17 protein-coding genes and 1 riboswitch are annotated in these 17,042 nt (G+C 50.4%); of the genes, 10 read left to right on the top strand and 7 right to left on the bottom strand.

What is annotated here, in order from left to right:
* Positions 1–14 precede the first annotated feature (14 nt).
* The gene (gene asnS, locus AC0YNV_RS09610) at positions 15–1,310 is read left to right on the top strand and encodes an asparagine--tRNA ligase (protein WP_210041329.1); all 1,296 of its coding nucleotides are present in this window, start codon (positions 15–17) and stop codon (positions 1,308–1,310) included.
* Positions 1,311–1,373: 63 nt separating this feature from the next.
* Positions 1,374–2,060, top strand: a complete 687-nt coding sequence (locus AC0YNV_RS09605) for a DnaD domain protein (RefSeq protein WP_475767829.1) — start codon at positions 1,374–1,376, stop codon at positions 2,058–2,060.
* A gap of 25 nt (positions 2,061–2,085) precedes the next feature.
* Here the strand turns inward: AC0YNV_RS09605 and AC0YNV_RS09600 are convergent, their stop codons facing one another.
* The 4 genes from AC0YNV_RS09600 to AC0YNV_RS09585 all read right to left on the bottom strand — a co-directional run bounded on the left by AC0YNV_RS09600 (position 2,086) and on the right by AC0YNV_RS09585 (position 6,050).
* Positions 2,086–2,766 carry a glycosyltransferase family protein gene (locus AC0YNV_RS09600; protein WP_475767827.1) on the bottom strand — a complete coding sequence of 227 codons (681 nt, stop codon included), beginning with the start codon at positions 2,764–2,766 and terminating at the stop codon, positions 2,086–2,088.
* Between the two features lie 2 nt (positions 2,767–2,768).
* On the bottom strand, positions 2,769–4,406 hold the full coding sequence (locus tag AC0YNV_RS09595; protein ID WP_475767825.1) for a glycosyltransferase: 1,638 nt from the start codon (positions 4,404–4,406) through the stop codon (positions 2,769–2,771).
* The gene (locus AC0YNV_RS09590) at positions 4,375–5,553 is read right to left on the bottom strand and encodes a glycosyltransferase (protein WP_475767823.1); all 1,179 of its coding nucleotides are present in this window, start codon (positions 5,551–5,553) and stop codon (positions 4,375–4,377) included. Before AC0YNV_RS09590 ends, AC0YNV_RS09595 begins: the two co-directional genes overlap by 32 nt.
* 83 nt (positions 5,554–5,636) lie before the next feature.
* The gene (locus tag AC0YNV_RS09585) at positions 5,637–6,050 is read right to left on the bottom strand and encodes a hypothetical protein (protein WP_475767821.1); all 414 of its coding nucleotides are present in this window, start codon (positions 6,048–6,050) and stop codon (positions 5,637–5,639) included.
* A 226-nt stretch (positions 6,051–6,276) separates the two neighbouring features.
* A riboswitch (TPP riboswitch) is annotated at positions 6,277–6,388 on the top strand.
* 157 nt (positions 6,389–6,545) lie between these two features.
* On the opposite strand from AC0YNV_RS09585, the gene AC0YNV_RS09580 reads away from it, so the two are divergent.
* The 6 genes from AC0YNV_RS09580 (at position 6,546) to AC0YNV_RS09555 (ending at position 10,820) form a co-directional block, all read left to right on the top strand.
* Positions 6,546–7,640, top strand: a complete 1,095-nt coding sequence (locus AC0YNV_RS09580; RefSeq protein WP_475767819.1) for an ABC transporter substrate-binding protein — start codon at positions 6,546–6,548, stop codon at positions 7,638–7,640.
* 49 nt (positions 7,641–7,689) lie between these two features.
* A complete protein-coding gene (locus AC0YNV_RS09575; protein WP_210041309.1) occupies positions 7,690–7,992 on the top strand; it encodes a thiamine-binding protein in 303 nt (100 codons plus the stop codon).
* Complete coding sequence (locus tag AC0YNV_RS09570; RefSeq protein WP_475767817.1) at positions 7,982–8,752, top strand: ABC transporter permease; 771 nt, start codon at positions 7,982–7,984, stop codon at positions 8,750–8,752. The genes AC0YNV_RS09575 and AC0YNV_RS09570 overlap by 11 nt, the downstream gene beginning before the upstream one ends.
* Positions 8,753–8,761: 9 nt before the next feature.
* Positions 8,762–9,565, top strand: a complete 804-nt coding sequence (locus AC0YNV_RS09565; RefSeq protein WP_475767815.1) for an ABC transporter ATP-binding protein — start codon at positions 8,762–8,764, stop codon at positions 9,563–9,565.
* Positions 9,562–10,377 carry a TatD family hydrolase gene (locus AC0YNV_RS09560; protein WP_475767813.1) on the top strand — a complete coding sequence of 272 codons (816 nt, stop codon included), beginning with the start codon at positions 9,562–9,564 and terminating at the stop codon, positions 10,375–10,377. Before AC0YNV_RS09565 ends, AC0YNV_RS09560 begins: the two co-directional genes overlap by 4 nt.
* A gap of 113 nt (positions 10,378–10,490) precedes the next feature.
* Positions 10,491–10,820: a WGxxGxxG family protein gene (locus AC0YNV_RS09555; RefSeq protein ID WP_475768404.1), complete on the top strand. Its 330-nt coding sequence runs from the start codon at positions 10,491–10,493 to the stop codon at positions 10,818–10,820.
* 108 nt (positions 10,821–10,928) lie between these two features.
* Here AC0YNV_RS09555 and AC0YNV_RS09550 read toward each other — a convergent pair whose 3' ends face one another.
* The 3 genes from AC0YNV_RS09550 to AC0YNV_RS09540 all read right to left on the bottom strand — a co-directional run bounded on the left by AC0YNV_RS09550 (position 10,929) and on the right by AC0YNV_RS09540 (position 14,600).
* Positions 10,929–12,275 carry a hypothetical protein gene (locus AC0YNV_RS09550; RefSeq protein WP_475768403.1) on the bottom strand — a complete coding sequence of 449 codons (1,347 nt, stop codon included), beginning with the start codon at positions 12,273–12,275 and terminating at the stop codon, positions 10,929–10,931.
* 383 nt (positions 12,276–12,658) lie between these two features.
* Positions 12,659–13,960 carry a sensor histidine kinase gene (locus AC0YNV_RS09545; RefSeq protein ID WP_475767811.1) on the bottom strand — a complete coding sequence of 434 codons (1,302 nt, stop codon included), beginning with the start codon at positions 13,958–13,960 and terminating at the stop codon, positions 12,659–12,661.
* A gap of 97 nt (positions 13,961–14,057) precedes the next feature.
* The gene (locus tag AC0YNV_RS09540; protein WP_475767809.1) at positions 14,058–14,600 is read right to left on the bottom strand and encodes a hypothetical protein; all 543 of its coding nucleotides are present in this window, start codon (positions 14,598–14,600) and stop codon (positions 14,058–14,060) included.
* Positions 14,601–14,896: 296 nt separating this feature from the next.
* Between AC0YNV_RS09540 and AC0YNV_RS09535 the strand changes: the two genes are divergently transcribed.
* Together AC0YNV_RS09535 and AC0YNV_RS09530 are read left to right on the top strand one after the other, a co-directional pair.
* A complete protein-coding gene (locus AC0YNV_RS09535; RefSeq protein WP_475767808.1) occupies positions 14,897–15,613 on the top strand; it encodes a TrkA C-terminal domain-containing protein in 717 nt (238 codons plus the stop codon).
* Between the two features lie 167 nt (positions 15,614–15,780).
* Positions 15,781–17,025: an ArgE/DapE family deacylase gene (locus AC0YNV_RS09530; RefSeq protein WP_475767806.1), complete on the top strand. Its 1,245-nt coding sequence runs from the start codon at positions 15,781–15,783 to the stop codon at positions 17,023–17,025.
* The last annotated feature ends 17 nt before the right edge of the window (positions 17,026–17,042 follow it).

Here is a 17,042-nt window from a genome sequence, read left to right as displayed (position 1 = left end):
GACGGGATAAATAGATGAGAGCATTAACGACGATTGGACAATTGGCGCAGCATACCGGCGAATCGGCATGGATCGGCTGCTGGCTCGGCGGCAAACGCTCCAGCGGCAAAATCCAGTTTTTGCAGCTTCGCGACGGCACAGGATATGTGCAGGGCGTTGTAGTCAAAAGCGAGGTGCCGGAAGAAGTGTGGACAGCAGCCCAGCAGCTGACGCAGGAGAGCTCGCTGTATGTAAAGGGAGAAGTGCGTGCGGAGCCGCGCAGTCCGTCCGGCTATGAGCTGACTGTGCAGGAAATCGAGATCATCCAGCTCACGCAGGATTATCCGATTACCCCGAAGGAGCATGGGGTAGACTTTCTGATGGACCGCCGTCATCTGTGGCTGCGCTCCACCAAGCAGCGGGCGATTCTGGTTATCCGTGCCCAGATCATCCGGGCCATTCAGCAGTTCTTCGATGAGCGCGGCTTCACTCTGGTGGATCCGCCGGTGCTGACGCCGTCGTCATGCGAGGGTACGACGAATCTGTTTCATACCAAATATTTTGATGAAGACGCTTATTTGACGCAGAGCGGCCAATTATATATGGAAGCGGCGGCTATGGCACTCGGCAAAGTGTATTCCTTTGGTCCGACCTTCCGGGCGGAGAAATCCAAAACGCGCCGTCATCTGATCGAGTTCTGGATGATTGAGCCGGAGATGGCATTTGTCGATCATGAGGAGAATCTGCGCGTCCAGGAGCAGTTTATTGCTTATGTCGTGCAGTCGGTTCTGGCGAACTGTCGCCGGGAGCTTGAAACGGTGGGACGCGACGTCTCGAAGCTGGAAGCCATACAGGCGCCTTTCCCGCGCATTACGTATGACGAGGCCATTAAGATGCTGAACGATCAAGGCTTCGAGATTCCCTGGGGCGAGGATTTCGGCGCCCCGCATGAGACGGCTATTGCCGCAAGTTTCGATCGTCCGGTATTCATCACACATTATCCGACATCCTTCAAGGCTTTCTACATGAAGCCGGATCCGAACCGGCCGGAGGTTGTGTTATGCGCCGATATGATTGCTCCTGAAGGATATGGGGAAATTATCGGCGGCTCGCAGCGGATTGATGATCCGCAGCTGCTGGCGGAGCGCTTCGCCGAGCATGAGCTGTCAACGGAGGCTTACCAATGGTACCTGGATCTTAGAAAATATGGGACGGTCCCCCATTCGGGCTTCGGGCTCGGTCTGGAGCGGACGGTAGCCTGGATCTGCGGGCTGGAGCATGTCCGCGAGACGATCGCGTTCCCGCGCACCCTTTACCGATTATATCCTTAACTATATTGCTGACGACCGGTTCCAGCAGGCGGAATGACAGGTTGCAGGGCTGGAGGGCGACCTTTGAAGAATGAAATGTGGAAAGCATACGCCCGGGGAATGGCCGCCGCTATGAACAGCGGCGGCGTTGTTGTCCCTGCCGCGTTATTGCGCTCTTATAAGGCCATCGGCATTTCCGATGGCGATATGCTGCTGTTTATACAATTGATGAGCTTCAGGCAGCTGGAGCAGATTGATTTTCCCACCCCGGAGCAGCTGGCCGAGCGGCTCGGGACAAGCTCCAAGGCAGTGGGGCAGCAGCTTGGAAGATTGATGAAAGAGGGGCTGCTGATGATTGATGAAGATATGGATCCCATCAGCGGTATTCCGTCAGAGCGCTACAATTGGAACGGACTTATAATTCGCTGTGCCGAATGGCTTGCTGAGGAAGCCAAGCAGGCCATTCAGTCGGACCGCGGAAAGCGGCGTTCGGCCGCAGCGAAATCAGCAGATTTGTTCTCGGTGTTCGAGCAGGAATTCGGTCGTCCGCTGTCTCCCATGGAATGCGAGACGATCAGCGCCTGGCTGGATCAGGATCAGTATGCGGAAGAACTGATTCTTTTCGCCTTGAAGGAAGCAGTATTTGCGGGCAAGCTTCATTTCCGCTATATTGACCGCATCCTTATCGAATGGAGCCGCAACCGGGTGACCAACACGGATGAGGCAAAAGCCCACACCGCAAAATTTCGCGGCGGCCGCGGTTCATCGTAACCGCGGGCCGTCTCATCTTTATTAATCAGATTGGATTATTCGAGAGGTAATTCTGGCAAAAAACTTCCCTGCCCTTATGATAAGACTTATCGATAGGTGTAATATTGCAATCATGCCAACACCATGGCTGTGGTTGATGTGGAATGGCTACTTGGTAACCGGCGCACAGGAATTCCATACACTGAGACGTATCGTAAAAATGCCAACCATCGAACAGATCTTCACGCCATGGGATATCGTATTGCGTTGCCATAAGAAGTCCATCCACTGCTTGAACTTTTACCAACGCACCATTGATTCCACCCCAATCGCATAGCCGCGCTTTTCCGCTGATGGAGTCATAAATTTTTCCTGCCTTTTCAGTTGATTCCCACCAGACTCCGCTGGACGGAACCGTTTTTGCGCCGACAACGCCAAGAAGCCCGATATCCGTGTTATCCTGGAATAATTTAATCAGATCGATAAAGAAATTCCGGTTCAAAATCAGTACGTCTTGGTGAAGATAGACCTTGAATGCAGAATCGGTGCTATTCATCGCTTGATTGTAGCCAGCCGCCATGCTAACGACTTGCCTGACGGCTATTGGCTCAATTTTGAATCCGGCAGGAACCTTTAATGCATTAATGAACTTCAGACACTCAGCATATTGGGATTCATTGTTAACACAGCTGATAATGGCAATTTTTCGAGGATTAGAACTACTCATAATTAGCCGATTCCTTTCATCAATTTGCGTAGAAGCTCTTCTTTTGAGGAAAAGAATCCGTTCTTGGCTAAAATGTCAGCAACAACAACAGCTGTTTTTGAAGGGGAAATCAGATCTCTCTCAATAATCAGGGCCAAATCCTTGTCGGTAACCAATCTCTTTTGAAACAATTCGACCAATTTGGCATAGCTTTCTTGAGGTTCAATATCCCACTCGATGCGGCGCACAATGGTTTTAAGCTTCTCGTATCCTTCGGTCGATGATGTGGTTACAGGCAAGGATTTATATGCCTTTACTAAAAATTGGTATGTTCTCCATTCTTCTCTCATTTCATTGCCAACGATTTTCCCCATAGTGTCCATCCATATTTCGTCTTCCTGCGAATCATGAAGGAGATTACGGTGGAATTGCATATACTTGTATCCGGTTCTACCGAATAAGCGTTCAATGCCGATGCGGGTAAAGAAGCGAAAATGCGTCACATCCAGAAGTCCTTTGTCCGTGTAAGTCCAGTGTCCCTTCATTAGATCGCGGATGATTGAATAATGGCCGACGTTCGGAATGCTAGCTAACATTTTTCCGTTTTCTTTCAGAAGTGGAAGTACCTTATGGACAATATTCCAAGGTTCCAATAAGTGTTCAAGCACATCTGCACAGATGACATAGTCGAAATAAAGCTCGGGATATTCGAAGGCCATCGTTTCTATATTTCCTGAATGGACCTTGGCAAATCTTGAAGCAATTTTTGCTGCATCCGGGTTCAATTCGATTCCATGAAGTTCTGCATTCGGATACCAATTTTTAAGTTCAAGGAGAGTAGCCCCGCAGGCGCAGCCGATTTCCAAAATCCGCAGCGGCTCAGATGCAGGTTCGTCGAAGAGCTGTAAAATATCATGACGAATATTCAGAGAGTAGTCCGGGCTGAAGCCCCATTTTTCATTAAATTTCTGGCTATTTCTCTGCATAAGCGTGTAATAAGCCTCCGGGTCGTCACGGAATGAAGCGCTACCTTCGTGATGGATAAATGTATCGGTGCAAATCATTAGGCGGTAACCGGCATTACGGATGCGAAGACAGTAATCGTCATCTTCGAAATTACCCGGTGTGAATCGTTCGTCCAAAGCGCCGACGGCTTCGTAAACTTCCCGTTTTATAAGTAGGCAAAAACCAATCAGCTTGAGGCGATCCTCCCATTTTGAAGGGTCGATACGATTATGTTGTTCAGCAAATGTAACCATTTCATTTAATGTTTTATAAGGGACTTCTATGGCGGAATAGTATGCTGCGGAATTGGTGATGGGACCAACTGCTCCGTTAGACTTATCACTGTGGAGGCAGGTCAGAAGCTGGTCGAGCCATCTTGGCGTAAGCAGCGTATCATTGTTCAGAAGAAGCAGATTCTCTCCTGTAGCCAGCTGCATTCCTTGATTGCAGCCTTTCGGAAAACCGAGATTTTCTTTGTTATAAATGACCTGAAGGTCAGATTGGCCTCGAAGCCATTGTACGGTACCATCATGCGATCCGTTATCGACTATAATGATTTCATAATCATTGGGCGCCGTATATGCCCGGATGCTCTCAATGCATTTCTGCGTATAAGAGAGTCCATTATATGTCAGGATTATGATGCTCGTTTTCACCAGAATCACCTGCCTCCTCTGTACTTGTCGTCGAGTCCTCCAAAGCCTTGATTTCTACGTTCTCCAGTTCTCGGAGCGAAACTTCCAACCGTTGTCTATTAGCCAACAAATTCCCGTCGCCTGCTAAATAAGAGAGCGCTTTTTCATTGTGCTCATAGGCTTTCTTAATTTGACCGAGCTTGCCGTAACAAAGCGTAAGTTGAACGTGTGGCGCCCAGGTCCAGCAAATTTTATTCATAAGACCGAAATGATTCTGGGGCATTTCCATGGTAAGGGCCAGCTCATACCAGAATATCGCTTTTTCATAGTCGTCGCTCTCTTCATACCAGAGCGCGATACGGCAGCAGAAGTCAGCGCGGGGAAGGTCATATTCGAACGACTGGAAGAGCCAGCTGATTTCCGCTCTGCGGTCACCTCTCACATGGTAGCAATGAGCCAGATGTCCGCAAGCGGCAATGTTATCTTCGAAATTCTCCGAATCGCGCTTTAGAAACGCCAGATAACTTTCAATCGCTTCATCATGTCGACCGTTGTCCATCAGCTCGTTGGAATAATAGAAATGAACACGCGGCGACATTTCGCTCTCTTCCCGATTTATGACTTCTTCAAGGATCGAGAGATTGCGCGATTTGCTTTTATGTTCCCGGTCTGATTCATGCGTCACTTCAATGCCTGACGGCAGGACATGGCCTGATACGACTAGCACTTCATGCACCGGATTGACCCACTGGAAGCCGCGGGAGCGCTTCACGATCCGGTTGCGGCGGGTGAATGCCTGGGCATTGCCGTGATAATCTCGTGAAAGGACATAGTCCATCATTACCGAATCGTAGCCTGGATTCAGATCTTTCTTTAAATCGCGTAATGCTTTCTGGTCTTTGTCTAGCAAATAATCGTCCGCATCAAGCCAGAATATATAGTCCTTCGTGGCTTGCTTGAATGAGTAATTACGGGCAGCAGCGAAGTCGTTTATCCATTTGAAATCGAAAATCCGATCGGTATAGCGCGCGACGATTTCTTTCGTGCGGTCTGTCGAACCGGTATCGATAATATTGATTTCATCGACGAGATCGGCGACAGAATCGAGGCAGCGGGCGATCATCTCCTCCTCATTTCGTACGATCATGCATAAACTGAGGGAAATCAATCTGCTTCATCCTTTCTCCAAATGGCTTCTTATAAGAGAAGAAGCTATACGGCTCTTAGTCCGTATAGCTCCAAGTCTTGTCCTTAGACGGTGTTGGAAGCGAGACCCCAGAATACTTCTGGTCCTACCCGCGAGACGACTGTCGTGGAGACAGAGCTGACGAATGCTGAATATGCTGTCTGTGCTGCGGCGGGAGCAAGAAGATCTTGTGCGTTGAAGCTGCGGATTTGCGGTCCAGGAAGTACATTTGGAGTAAAAATAGCTGTGTAGATGATTGGATCCGTAATCAAGGTTCCGCGTACAACGTTAACAAGGACCGTAACTCCTCCAAGAGACGATAATCCGATAGTTCCGGAAAGGTCGACAATCGGGTTCGCGACTCCTCGCGTTTGCAATCCAACTACGCCGAACAGAGCTGGAGTAGCTGTGATTGTAATCGTGGTTGCGCCGGAGGCACTGATGTTCATCGAGCTGCGTTGATCAAGAAAAGTTCCCATGCTGATTTCCCCCTTTCCTCGTAGATCATACATGCTATTCCAAGTTCTCTGTAATGGAGTAGGCCAAGAATGGCCTCTATTTGCGGATTTTATGAGACTCATAGGCAAACGAATGTAAAATCACCCCAGGCCCCCGTATATTTAACGGATCAAGCATCCTGTTATCTTTTAACATTCAGGTGGTATTTTGCGCATTGTTTGCTATAATAGGAGGTGCGACATAACTGAATATGACATGGGGAGCTGGAGTAGGCCGGCTGAGAGGGGATACCGATACAATCCCGACCCTTTGACCTGATCTGGATAATGCCAGCGTAGGAATTGCATTGTAGCCAGCCCGTTTTCATGGTTTTAAGTGAAAGCAGGGGGCGGATTTTACAAAGCCGTTTACAAGCGTCTTCCAGCGGGAGGGCGCTTTTTCTTATGGACAAATCAGGGTTATGTGAAAATGTTGTCGCTTATCTTGGACGATATTGGGGAGGAGCAGCGCAGATCATGGCAGTTAACAAACGGTTCACAATGGCAAAATGGGGAATAGCGGTGCTTGTCCTGCTGCTCACGCTTGCGGGCTGCGGAGCCAAAGAGAATAATACGGAGCAGGCAGACAACGCGGCGGGTACAAACAGCAGCGGTGCGGATGCGGATGGAGCCAGCCAGGAATCCGGCAGCACGAATGTCGGACAGACTGCTGCCTTAACGAAGGTGAAGGTCGTGCTGGACTGGACGCCGAATACGAATCATACAGGGCTGTATGTAGCCCGGGACAACGGTTTTTTCAAAAACCACGGACTTGATGTGGAAATCATCCAACCCGGCGAAGCCGGTGCCGACACGATGGTGGCCACGGGCGCGGCAGATTTTGGAGTAGGTTATCAGGAAGGGATTACACAAGCGCGGATTCAGGGTGTGCCGCTGGTTTCCATAGCAGCCGTCATCCAGCACAACACCTCGGGCTTCGCTTCGCCTGCGGACAAGAATATCAAGACGCCGACCGATTTTGAGGGTAAAACCTATGGCGGCTGGGGCTCTCCGGCCGAGGAGGCCGTCATCGATTCCTTGATGCAGGAGCAGAAGGCAGATGCGGGCAAAGTGAAAATCGTGAACATTGGCGATGCTGATTTCTTTACGGCTGTGAAGAAAAACATTGATTTTGCCTGGATCTATTATGCCTGGACCGGTGTGGAGGCCGAGCTTCGCGGGGATAAAATCAACATGATTTACTTGACCGATTACAGCGACAAGCTGGACTATTATACGCCTGTGCTGGAAACGAATGAGAAGATGATTGCCGAGCGCAGCGACATTGTAAAAGCATTCGTGGCCGGAGCATCCGAAGGATATATCTTTGCGATCGATCATCCAGAGGATGCGGCGGAAATCCTGATCAAGGCGGAGCCGGATCTGAACGCCGATCTGGTCCGGGCCAGCCAGAAATGGCTCAGCCCGCGCTATCAGGATGATGCATCCCGCTGGGGAGAGCAAAATCCGGAAGTATGGACGAATTATGCCGACTGGATGTTTGAGCATAAGCTGCTGGATAAAAAACTAGAGGCGGATAAAGCCTTCACAAACGAATTTTTGCCTGAATAGCCGATAAGGCCGGAGGGAACTCAAAATAGCGAAAGGGGAAGGAAACGACATGGCGAACGCCTTATTAAGCATTCAAATACTGCCGCATACACCTGGAGGGGAAAGCGTCATCCCGTATGTGGACCGTGCCATCGAGATTATTAAAGCATCCGGCGTGCCTTACCGCGTGGCGCCGCTTGAAACGACGATGGAAGGGGAATTGAATCATCTGCTGTCTATCGTCCAGGAGATGAATGATGCGATGACCGTGATGGGATGCCCATCCGTAATCTCACAAATCAAAGTGTACTATAATCCCGAAAGCGGCGCGTCCATGGGCAGGCTGCTGGAGAAATATCCAGATGGTCAGTAAGCTTCGCAAATATGGGCCTCCTGTAATTGTATTGGCTGTTTTTATTGTGTTGTGGCAGGCGGCGGTGGCTGTTTTTGATATCGAGCCCTACATTCTCCCGTCTCCGCTTGCGATTGCGTCCAACACCGTCACGGAGGCGCCGCGTCTGTTTCATCATACGCTGTCAACGCTGGGCGTGACTCTGCTCGGCTTTACGGCAGGAACGGCGGCGGGCTTCTTGCTCGCCGCTTTGCTGCATCTTATACCGGGAGCCAAAGCCGGTTTCTACCCGCTGCTGGTCCTAACCCAGAATGTGCCCGTTATCGCACTGGGATCGCTGCTGGTGGTCTGGTTTGGCTTTGGCATACTCCCGAGGCTCATACTGATTATGCTCGTCTGTTTCTTTCCAGTTGTTGTAGCCATGCTTACGGGACTTACGCAAAGCGATCCCAAGCTGGTCGACTATATGAAGATGATCGGTGCGTCCAAGAGCCAGCTGTTCTGGCGCCTAGAGCTTCCCAACGCCGTATCCTATCTGTTTTCGGGCCTGAAAATCGCCGCTTCCTACAGCGTGATCAGTGCAATCTACGCCGAATCGATTGGCGGAAGCGAGGGATTGGGCAACTTTATGCTGGTGTCCCAACGGGGCTGGCAAACGGCTAATGTATTTTCCGCTATCGCGATCATTGTCGTTCTGAGTCTCATTCTGTTTGGAATTATCAGTTTGGCTGAGCAAATACTGGTGCGCGGAGGCAGGCGCAAACCCGAGAAAGGAGCGTGACATTACCTAATGACACAGAATGCGCTTGAGCTGAAGGCTGTATCCAAGCGTTTTAATGAAGGAAACTCTTCCAAGCTTGTATTGTCCGATGTGACCTTTCATGTGAAGGAAGGTGAATTCGTCTCGTTAATTGGACCATCCGGCAGCGGGAAAACGACTCTCTTCCAAATTATTGGCGGACTTGAGCGGCCTTCTTCAGGTGAGATCCGGATTGACGGCCGAATCAGTCTCGGCGAGCGGGGCAGAATCGCTTATATGCCGCAGCAGGCTGCATTACTGCCTTGGCTGACCGTAACGGGCAATATTGAGCTTGCTTTATCCATAGCGGGCATCCCCCGCAGAGAAGGACGGACCCTGGCAAAGGAATGGCTGGAACGCGTCGGTCTAAGCGGATTGGCTGACTCTTATCCTCATGTCCTCTCCGGAGGCATGCAGCAGCGCGTTTCTTTCCTGCGTGCTTTGCTTTCCCCTCAGCCCCTGATGTGTCTGGATGAGCCTTTCGGTGCTCTGGATGCGCTGACCAGACTGCATATGCAAACCTGGCTGCTGTCCCTGTGGGAGGAACACCGCCGGTCTGTCCTGTTTGTCACTCACAGTATTGAAGAGGCGCTCCTGCTCTCGGACCGCATCATTGTGCTGTCGGCTTCTCCGGCTGTCGTTCTCCGGGAAATTGCGGTTCCTTTCCCGCGCCCGCGCAGCGGGGAGCAGCTTTGGAATGAACCGGTATTCAATACCATGAAACTGGAAATTTATGAGCTTCTCAAGCCGGATGGAACGTTTGAGAGCAAGCGCAAGGAGGAGGCTATGCATTGAAAGGGAATACCGGCTTGAACGAAGGCTCATATATCGATGCGCATTTGCATGTGGATTTATATGCGCCGGAGGAACGGGAGAGCCTGCTGAATGGGGCTTTTCACAACGGAATTGCTGCAGTCGTTGCCGTATCCATGCATCTGAATTCCTGCAAAATAAACCGGGAGATTGCCGCAAGGCATCCGGGAAGAGTGATTCCGGCTTATGGCTTTCATCCCGAGCAGCATCTTCCTGGCGAGGGCCAGCTGCAGGAGCTTGTACAATGGATCAGGGAGCGCCATCAGGCAGATGAGGTTTTTGCAATTGGTGAGGTTGGTCTGCCTTATTATTCGCGTATGGAAGCCCGTGAAGCGGGTGTGGACTTTGATGAGAGTCCTTATCTGTTGGCGCTTGATCAATTTGCTGCTCTGGCTGCCGAACTGGACCGTCCGGTCGTTCTCCACGCGGTCTACGAGGATGCAGACAAAGCTTGCGATATTCTGGAGAAGCACGGCGTCCGGCGTGCGCATTTCCATTGGTTCAAAGGCTCCGAAGCCACTTTGGAGCGGATGCGTGCAGCCGGTTACTTTTTGTCGGTAACACCGGATGTGCTTTATGAAGAAGAAATCCGGCAGATGGTGAGCGCTTATCCCATTGAACTGATGATGACGGAAACGGACGGTCCCTGGCCGTTCGAAGGTCCTTTCGCCGGACAAATCACCAAGCCGGCCATGGTACGGGACGTGGCTAAGGCAATTGCCTCCCTGAAAGATTTACCTGTCGGTGAGGCAGCTTCCATATTGCTTCATAATGCACGGGATTTCTATAGCTAATCCAACGGAGCGGATAAGTTTGGATTAAATTTTTGCATAAAAGCATCGCCAAGAGGAGAAAACAAGAGGGAACACAATCATGTATCCCAAATGGAGGTCTTCTCTTGAAAAAGATGATCGCAAGCCTGTTCGTATGTGCGGTTCTTTCTGTTATGCTGCTGGTGCCAGCTTTTGCTGCTCATGACATGAACCGCTCCAACATCAACAACAGCACAACGTATCCCGGTACAAACCTGGGGACGGACAATGGAATGGTCGACAGAACCAGCAATACCGCAGGTGTTGGCACAAACCCTAGAATGAATACGTATGGGACAACTACAGCCAACAACATAAGAGCCAATGCAGCTGATGACAACAATGATATGGACTGGGGCTGGCTTGGTTTGCTTGGACTTCTCGGTTTGGTAGGCTTACGCGGCCGCAGCAAAGAGCGGACATAAGCTTTAGCTTTGCCAAAGACGAATAAACCCGATAAAGGGGCAGCATATGCTTCTTTATCGGGTTTATTGCGTTTTATAACTGCCCGCCGTTCATAACAAGCGCCAACCTCAAATGATAAACATCGCAACGAGCGTCGTCACGGCAAGGCCAAGCAGCACAGGCTTCAAATTCCGGCGGGCCAGCTCGAAGGGATCAACTCCGCAGATGGCGGCTGCCGGAATAAGCGCCCAGGGGATAAGGGTTCCGCCGCCGACCCAGATTGCGGCAACCTGACCGAGAGCCGTCAACGTGGCCGCTCCGGTTCCGATTGCGGATGCGAATAATTGGGCGATCGAACCAGCCAGTGATAGTCCGGAGAAGCCGGAGCCGTCCAGACCCGTAATCGCGCCGGTCACGGTAAGCGTTACGGCACCGATTGCCTGATTAAGCGGCACATGGTTGGCCAGCGCGACGCCGAGGTCATTTACGATGCCGTGAGAGCCCTCCGGCAGCACATTGCCGAACATTTCCGTGAAAGCGGCGTCTCCCAGATAGAAGAATGCCGCTATCGGAATGACTGGACCGAACACCTTGAAGCCGAATTGGAAACCTTCGATCAAATAAGAGGTGGTTTCCTCCAGACCCCGGTTCCGGTGAGCCAGCATCGTGACCCCGATCAGGATCAATACGGCAGTGCCGCCTACGAGCGCCGTGGCGTCCCCGCCCTGCAGATTCAGAATGAACATGGCCGCCACGTCGATGGCAAAAAGCACGGGAATCAGCACGGCGAGCAGCTGCTTTTGTTTGTGAGGCAGGTTGATGCGCCCTTCGCTCTGGTTCGCCGTGTGCCCGCTGATTGTCCCTGATACAAGGCCGTCTCTCCACGTTCCCTTCTTCATATCCCGCCGCATCATCCAGAATGCCGCCACCGTTGTGACGAGACCCATGACGATTACAAGGGGAATGCTAGCCTCCATTACTTCCGAGACCGGCAGCCCGGCTGCATCAGCAGTCAGCTTCGGAGCGCCTTGAATGATATAATCTCCGGAGAGCGCAATCCCGTGCCCGAACAGGTTCATGGCCATGGCCGCGCCGAGCGCCGGCAGCCCTACTCTTACGGCAACCGGCAGCAGAACAGCGCCGATAAGCGCAACGCCGGGAGAAGGCCAGAAAAACCAGGACGTAAACATCATAATCAAACCGATGCCCCAATAGGCGAGGGCAGGCGTCCTTAAGAACCGCGTAAGTGGAGCTACCATAACCTCATTGACGCCGGTTTTGATCAAGATGCGGCTCATGGCGACGATGATGGAAATAATAAAGATCGTGCCGATCAGCTCTTTTGTTGCATAGATAAAGCTGTTGAAAATACCGCTGACTGATCCGCTGAGGCTTTCTGTTGCCAACAGACCAAGCGCCAAAATACCAACCACACAAATTAAAGTCGTATCCCGCCTTTTGATGAGCAGAGCCATTATGAAGACGATAAAGGCGAGATAAACCCAATGCAGCGGGACAAGCTGAAATTCCACCTGGAATCACCCTCTCTTGCCTGTAAAAAGTCATACATTGTATGCAGCTTGTGCCATAGGCGTTCGCTGGATATGATGCGGCAAGTTTTTATGGTGATGCAAGGTGGCTTTCCAAAGACAAGCTAAGCTCGACACTTTACAGCATATCTCAACATTTGGGGGAGTTCTGACCTGGGAATCTCATATAAATTGACAATCAGGGAACAAAAAAAAGTGGCCCGCAGCTTTCGCGGGCCAAATGAAACTATATCAATGGGGGGTCATGTAACAATATTAACCGCGCCAAATGACATTGAATCACATCGTTATCCTCATTTTTCATTTATTTATGCCCGGCGTGTCTTCGGCAAATGAATGGAAAAGGTAGCTCCTGTCTGCTGACTTGACACATCGATGCTCCCGCCGTGCTTTTGCATGATCAGGTAGCAGTAAGTCAGGCCCAGCCCAAAATTATCCTCATGCTGCTTGGTGGAAAAAAACGGCTCGAAAAGCTGCGCGCGGGTATCCTTGTCAATTCCCCTGCCATTATTGGAGAAATCAACCAGGAAGTCTTTCTTGCTCTCATGTATTCTTATTGCCAGCATGCCATTGTCCATTTCCACCGCTTCAACCGCATTGCGGATCAGATTGGCGAATACCTCCTGAAGGTGGAGCTTGTCGCAAATCAAATTGCAGGGAAAAGAATAGTCCGTCAGGACGGAAATCCTTTTATGCTCAAGCAAATAGCGGTTGGATAGCAGCGCCTGGGCGACAATGTCGGACAAGCTTGCGGGTCCTTCGACAATTTCGATATCTTCTATATGTTTCTTGATCCTTTTCACCATATGCATCATCTGCCTCGTCTCCGCTTGAATAACCGCAATATCCTCGTCCGCTTGTTCATGCAGCCGGTTCTGTACATGCTCCTTCATACGGCTTGTCAGCATATCAATGTTTGTGATGTGATTTTTCATGGCATGGTTAAGCATGGCCGCCCCCGACACGATTCCCTTTATCGTCTGATCGTGAAGCTGCTTTTCAAATTTAATTCTCACGCCAAGCACGCCGAACCGGATCGCAGACACAATAAATACGGCAAAAGCGATGACGACGAACAAACTGATGTACCGGTAGCTGCCAAACGTATGCACAGCTCTTTCGAAGTGATTGACCACAACAATCATAATGACGGGAGGAACAATAAAACAGACGGTTATGAGCCGGTTTCTTCTTTTAAGCGGGTTCTTTTCTTTCAGATAAGCATAGATAACGAGAAAACATCCGGCCAGATAATAGGGAACCGCCCAGAAGAGAAGGAGGAGAAAATCCATCTGGATATCGGGCTTCATTGGCGTAATAAGCAGCGTCAGGATAATCGGCAGCGCAAACGCACAGGCGAGTATGTTTTTGACTCGGGGAATCGCGGTTTCGGAATAAACGATCGAGAACATGATGAAGCCGTAAGGGGTGCATGCCTGAAGGATGAAGAAGAAGAGACTGTGCCATACAGGGGCTTGAGCGACATCCGAAAAACTGCCCAGCCCAGCAAAAAATAGAAATAATACCGCCCATTTGGTCGCTTCGTGTTTGCGGCCGTAGAAATAAATCATGGCGGCGAGTAAAAGATCAATAATGGCTGAATAGATCATATTTTATTTTCCTACCCGTCAATCCACCCTAGCGGCGGGTTTTCCTTCATGGTAGCATGATTTTCCGAAAATTCCCATAAAAATTCCATAGATCATGCTACAGCCATCTGCCGACCAGCACATATTCCGGATGAAATAAATACTCACTTTTTTGAGTACAGACTTGAGTATGGTGGACGGGTAGAATGAATCTCGCAAGTTTACTCTGACAGACTTGTACAATCCGGGAAATGAAATGTACATGATGTCCACACATGCCGCGATTAAAGAACCGCAAAGGCTTGATCTGATCGGGCTGATCGGCCAAATGTTTACCATGCAAGCCGTACGCAAAACTCCCGCTGGCCCATGTGACCGGCGGGAGTTGTTCCGCTATCAGGACCGCTGATCCACCCCACACAAACATTTTGCTAATCAAATGACCAGCAACGCTATCGGCAAAAGAATCTGCCAATATTCCAGGTTTATAAACGTAAGCCTGAAATATAATGAGTACGAAATATTCACATACAAAAATAAAAAAGCAGACGGATAAAAAAAATGTAACCAGATCAGTAAAATTCCTTTTCTTGAACCAGGTAAAGATGAGCATCCCGACACCGGTTACAGCAAGGCAAATATACCAGAATAAGTTCATCATAGTCTTCTCTCCAAATGTGCTTGATAATAGGCAAGCCTTTCAAATGTCTCCTTCCGGAAACGAAGAATTACATAAAAAAACCGGGGCCCTCTTTCGAGAGCCCCTTTTCATGGGAGAGGAGAAACCGGACGAAGAGCTTATGGGGAAACGTAAGTCTTCTCCGCGGTTGTCTACGGCATCTCGCGACGCCGATACAGATAGGATTGCCGATTTGTGGGGATTTATACATCTCGCGATTTTTTTCAGACAATTCGGGTAATGGTAATCGAGAGAAACGAGCAAAGGCGGGGATCATCATGGGATTCAAGTTTATCCTGATCTATTTCATCATTATTTTCCTGGTGCTTGAGATTGCGATTATTCTCTTTCGCAGTACGGGTCTCAAGCGTGAAATATCTCGGTTCCAGGTGGTCTCCATGATGACGGGGACAGGCTTCACGACCAAAGAGTCTGAGCTCATATTAAGGCATCCGGTGCGGCGGAACATCGGTATGTTTCTCATTTTGTTCGGTGTGTTTTCCCTAGCGGTTATTATCTCGTCCATCAGTGCAATCATGACGGAGAGCTTTCACGTGCCCCAGCTTGTCTGGACAGCTGCTGTGCTTGGGTTATTATTGCTGATACTGCGCTTTACGCCGGTCCACACCTTTCTGACAAAATGGTTTCATGGTGAGCTCCAGCAGAGCTTCGATCTGAAGGAACTGCCGGTTTCCGAAATCTTTGAGATGGGCGAGAATGATCAATTTATCGATATTCCTCTTTTTGCAAATTCCCGGCACGTTGGCAAACGCGTTCAGGAGCTGCTGACAGATCAGTCTGATATTAATCTTCTTTTTATCAAGCGGGGTAAAGAAACCATTCGCAAGGAGCGCTTATCCACCGAACTGCGCAGCGGGGATCTCATTTATGTTTACGGCAATAAGGCAGACCTGGCAAATTTGTTTAAGGAAGAGCTGGCCGAGAGGGATAAACAGGACCATGATGAGAACAGAGCGGTCAGCCTGAACGAATAAAATCCATGATTTGTCCTGCAGCCTGACCCCTGACCCCCCATTTTATGTGATAAAATAATACTAAATATGTGCAAGCGCTATCGGCAGACTCTTATATTGCAGGTGGATTATTACGCCGCATGGGTATTAGGAGTGTCTCGAGTTTCATAATTAGGGGGACTTATTTTATGAATGACGATAAAGCAAAGCTTGCGGCTTGGCTGCAGAATCATGAATCCGGGATGATCGACCTGCTTCGCAAACTTGTATCCACCCCTTCCGACAATCCGCCGGGGAACTGCGCGTCAATCGCTGAGATGGTTGTCAGGGAGCTGACAGACAGAGGGTTTGAACCGTTTATGGATGTCGTTCCGAAAGAAGAGACGCTGGCAGCTGGTATGGCAGAGGGGAGAAATGTGGTTGCCGATACTCTATTTGGCACCGGTACAGGTCCCGTAATTGCGCTTAACGCACATGGCGATGTGGTGCCGCCCGGAGAAGGGTGGACATATGACCCCTACGGGTCTATTATTGCGGAAGGAAAGCTTTATGGCAGAGGAGCCGCCGTATCCAAGTCCGATATCGCCGTCTATACCTATGCGGTCATGGCGCTGCGTGAGTGCGGGGTAGAGGCAGACGGCAGGCTTTGTCTGGCCATCACTTTCGATGAAGAGACGGGCGGCGAAATTGGTCCGCAGCGGCTGCTACGCGAAGGATTTATTGCACCGGATTACGCAGTCGTAGCAGGTTTCACTTACTCCGCTGTAACCGCTCACAATGGCTGTCTGCATCTTGAAGTTACGCTCAAGGGAAGGTCAGCTCATGCGGCTATCCCAAATACAGGAGCCGATGCCCTTGAAGCGATGAACAAAGTATTGAGCGCTTTATATGATTACCGCAATCATTTATCCGGCATCCATTCTGCAGTCGAGGGCATTGAATCCCCGACTTTGTCCGTGGGACTTATTCAGGGGGGCATCAACACGAATGTGGTGCCGGACCGCTGTGTTATACGCCTGGACCGGCGCATCATTCCGGAGGAGAATCCCGGGTTGGTCGAGCAGGAGCTGACGTCAGTCATCGGATTGGCCGTTCAGGGCTGCACCGATATCGAACTCCAAATCCGGCGTATTTTGCTTGCTCTGCCCTTTAAGGAAGTTGAAGGGACCCGGCCGCTGCTGGAGGCGCTCCGCGCCAACTGGACACAGGTCATGGGAGAAGGGGAACTGCCCGTACAGGGGGTACCGCTTTATGCCGATGCTCGGCATTTCACCGAGGCGGGTATCCCGACGGTCATGTTCGGCGCAGGTCCCCGCACGCTGGAGGAAGCGAACGGTCATCGGGCGGATGAGCATGTCCGGCTCCAGGATGTCGAGGCAGCCGTGCGGATTGTCACGTTTACCCTGTATGATTTGCTTCGTCAGCAGGGATAGCTTGCATAAGAATATGA

It is taken from the genome of Paenibacillus sp. JT31N11, from assembly GCF_056269285.1.
This window is presented reverse-complemented; position numbering and strand designations above follow the sequence as displayed.